General features: G+C 59.1%; 3 protein-coding genes. All 3 read left to right on the top strand.

Annotated elements, in window-relative coordinates:
* Positions 1–55 precede the first annotated feature (55 nt).
* A complete protein-coding gene (locus BGN95_RS11875) occupies positions 56–2,323 on the top strand; it encodes a TonB-dependent receptor domain-containing protein (protein WP_286772712.1) in 2,268 nt (755 codons plus the stop codon).
* 102 nt (positions 2,324–2,425) lie between these two features.
* Positions 2,426–3,214 (top strand): DUF6683 family protein, encoded by a 789-nt coding sequence (locus BGN95_RS11870; RefSeq protein ID WP_286772711.1) that lies wholly within the window; start codon positions 2,426–2,428, stop codon positions 3,212–3,214.
* Between the two features lie 450 nt (positions 3,215–3,664).
* The coding region (locus BGN95_RS11865; protein WP_286772710.1) for an RNA polymerase sigma factor at positions 3,665–3,937 on the top strand (273 nt) is incomplete at its 3' end.

Raw genomic sequence — 3,937 nt, 5'->3', positions numbered from 1 at the left:
TGTAACCAACCGCGCGGTCAATGGCCGCGACCTGTGGAGCGCGCGCGGGTCGATCGTGTGGAAACCGGACAATCGCTTTACCGCCAGCCTCGTCTGGGAACATTTCAACGAAGACGACAGCCGGTCGCGCACCGGCAAGCAATTATGCCACAACGACCCGTCCCCGACCGCGGTTGGCGATACCCCGATCAGCGCACAGGACCGCGGCTTTTTCAGCCAGGGTTGCAGGCCGGGCTCGCTTTATGACGATGGCGCCTTTGGCGTTCCCAACGGCGCCAGCCTTCCCAACGTCGTCGCCGCCACGATCGGGCAAAGCATCGTTGGCTATTTGGCCGATAAGGACGGCAATCTTTTGAATGTCGTCCCTGCGATCGCCTTCGGCAGCGACCCCTTCTCGAACGTCATCCAGTCTCGGAATCTGCGCGAGATCGCGACAACCTACGACCCCCGGTTTCGTGCGAAGAATGACGTCGTGCAATTCAACGCGGAGCTGAGTATCAGCGACAGCCTGAAGCTTGTCTCACAAACCGGATGGTCGAGGGATAACTATTTTTCCACCCAGGATTATAATCGCTTCGTGTCCAGGCCGGTCTTCTTTGACACGTCCCAAACCACGGTTGGAGATGCCATCTTCGTCCCGACCCAGAACATCCTGCCCGGGGGCGCCTTCTGCGATCCCCAGCTGGGCTGTTCGAAGGGCGTTCTCGCGGTCGATATCAATCGATCGAAAAGCCGGCAAATATCCCAGGAATTCCGCCTGCAGTCGCAAAATTCCGGGCCGATCAATTTCAATCTCGGCGTGAACTATCTCGATTTCAAGATCGACGAAGATTATTATGTATTCAACAATACGTTCACGCTCGTTGGAGAGATGTTGTACAATAATGTCTATAATGGCGATCATTATGAGATCGTGAACTGTCCTCGGGGTCTAACCGCCGTGCCGGGCGATGCTCTTGCGACCTGTCTCTATGTCGACCCCAACCCGCTGGGCTCGATCAACGGGGAAGGGCATAATTATTTCCGCAGTCGCAACGTCGCGCGGACCCGGTCCTGGGCCGGATTCGGTGAAATCTATTGGAAAGCGACCGATGCGCTCAAGATCACCGCCGGTTTGCGCTACACCCGCGACATCAAGGTGACGACCCCATATCCGAGCCAGCTCTTGCTGACTCCCGGCCTGTTTGGCGGCGGTTACGTCAACAGTGGTTATCCCGCTCAGCCCGATATCAGGCAGAGATGGGGGGCAGTGACCGGCAGGTTCGTCGTCGACTGGAAGCCGCATATCTCCTTCACCAACGAAACCCTGCTCTACGCCTCCTATGCTCGGGGCTATAAGGCCGGCGGCACCAATTCGCCCAGCATAGGGTCCGATCCCCAATATCTCGGCCATTTCGACGTCGATCCGCGGTTCAGGCCGGAATATGTCAATGCGTTCGAGATCGGGACGAAGAACACCTTCGCTGGCGGCAGGCTGACGCTCAACGCGACCGCATTCTTCTACGATTATAAGGACTATCAGGTATCGCAGATCGTCGATCGGGCGACCAAGAATGAGAATTTCAACGCGATCAGCTACGGGCTCGAGCTGGAGTCGATATGGCGCCCTACGCCACGCTGGCGTTTCAACGCCAATCTCGGACTGCTCAAAACGCGGATCGGTAATGGAATGAAATCGATCGACGTCATGAACCGCCTGCAGGGGCATGACGATTGGGTGATGGTGAAACCGTGGCTGCAACAGGCGTCGAACTGCATCGCGCCAAAGGCGAAGGTGCAAGAGCTGCTCAATATGCTCGCGGATTTCAACGCGGGCCTGCCTCCGAGCGTCGATGCTGTAATCACCGGGTTCTGCGCGTTCAGCGGCGTGCAGTTCGGCGGCCCTGCGCTCTACGGCATCGATTATGACCCGCTGACTTATGCCGATGTCGGCCAGAACCAGGGGCGCGGCTTCTATGCCGATCTTTCGGGTAAAGAGCTGCCAAACGCGCCGCATTGGACCTTCAACATCGGCGGCCAATATACCCTTCCGCTTGCGAGCTGGAACCTGACGCTCCGAGGGGACTATTATGCACAAGGAGCAAGCTGGGCGCGCGTCTATAACGCGGTCAACGATCGGTTGCGCGGCTGGGACAACCTCAATCTCGCGATCACGCTCGATCGCCCCGCCTCTGGTTTCGCGGTGCAACTCTACATCAAGAATGTCTTCGACAAGGCGCCGATCACTGGCGCCTTCGTCAACTCGGACGATTCCGGCCTTACCACCAATGTCTTCACGCTCGACCCGCGGATCATAGGCCTCTCGCTCAGCAAGCGCTTCTGATAGATGATTGGAGGGCAATAGCCTGAGGCGCGCAAGGTGAAAAGCGGGAGTGCAGCGCTCACTTCGGGGGGCGGATATTTCACAACCGATAAAGGGGTATCCATGACCAAAAAAGCCATGTCGGTTCGTCGAGGTGCGGTTTTCGCGCTTGCCATGACGCTAGCTGTCGCGCTGCCCGGTCCGCGCCTGTCCGCGCAGGACTTTTCGGGGATGATCGATTCGTCCTTCGCCAACATGTCGAGCTTTGCCGGCACAACGGCCGTCAACGCCGCGATCGCCGAATCCGCGAGATATGCAGCGCGACGGCCGACGCGTTCGACCGCGCAGCCGCCTATTCAGCCTTCCCAGCCTATGCCAAAGCCGGCCAATTTGGGGTTCACTGCGTCCGCGCTGGTTACTGCTCAGACCAACGCGCATATCCTTGCCGCCCTGCGGCAGAACTCGCCCGACATCGATACAAGCGCACTGAAGCGGAATCTCGACAACGGCCAGCTACGCGCCAGCTTTGCGAGATTGCTGCAATCAGCCGGCTTTTCCTCCGGCAACCTCGCGGACGTGCTCATGGGATATCTCGTCATTTCATGGGAGGTCGTGAATGATGAGGATTCACGTCCGCACGCGGCGGGATATGCGGTGGTGCGCGATCGGCTTCGCGAGAGCTTGGGCTCGGATCAGCGGATCGCCCGCATGACGGACGTCGACAAGCAGCAGTTTGCGGAAACGCTCGAGGTGCTCGCGATGCTTGCCGTCGCAACACGCGATGGCCTCAAGCAGAACGGACAAGCCGACAAACTTCACCGCCTTCAGGAAGGAGTGCGTCGCGCAGGCCAGAACCTCGGCGTCGACTTCCGACAGATGGATTTTACCGATCGCGGCTTCGTTTCTCGATGAGAGATCGTGACCGAAACCCGCGATATGAAGCTGCCGGGTGGCCGGGACGCATGTCCAGGCCGCAAGGCTAAAGGTCTCGGCACGTGCTCCCCAAGCACGCTACCTGACGCCCGGCATCCTTCGCGCAAATGTGGTTCAGTTCAGCGACTTGCATTGTTTTGCTCGTGCTGTAGATTTGCCTGGCACCGTGAATGTCGGTGCAGATGCGTGGAAGCCGCATCTGAGGAAAATACGTTCGGAGCCTCGGCGCGTCCGGACGGCTGTCGCGGATGTCCAGGCTGGGAAATCGGCTAAAGGTGACGGCGCTCGTTCCGAACCGGCTTCCTCAATCCGGCCTTGCCGGAACGCTCTTGGGTTCGGAGACCAGCCCATGGAACGGGGCTATCGGTTCGCGCTTGCTGTGCGAGACCTTGGGTCGGGCAGCGCTATTGCTGCGCGGATGGTGCTTGCATGAGCATCGATGCTGCTGCGGAGCAGGTGACGACTGTTGTGATGGGCGAAGGCGATCCGCTGCCGCCGGTAAATGATAGATTTCGTGGAGCCAGCATCATCGCCGAGATGTTTCTTGCCGAGCGTCCGAGATTGCTGCGCTTTGTTGCGCGCTGGGTTGGTCGCGAGGACGCGGAGGACCTGGTCCAGCAGGCCTTTTTGCGCGTTGCCGCGAAGGGTGAGAACTATGCCAATGCGATCGAAGCGCCGCACGCATTCTTGCGCAAGGTGACG

The sequence above is a fragment of the Sphingomonas sp. 66-10 genome (assembly GCF_001897045.1).
Taxonomy (GTDB): Bacteria; Pseudomonadota; Alphaproteobacteria; order Sphingomonadales; family Sphingomonadaceae; genus Sphingomonas; species Sphingomonas lycopersici.
The sequence above is the reverse complement of the archived record's forward strand: the minus strand, read 5'-3'. Positions and strand labels throughout refer to the sequence as shown.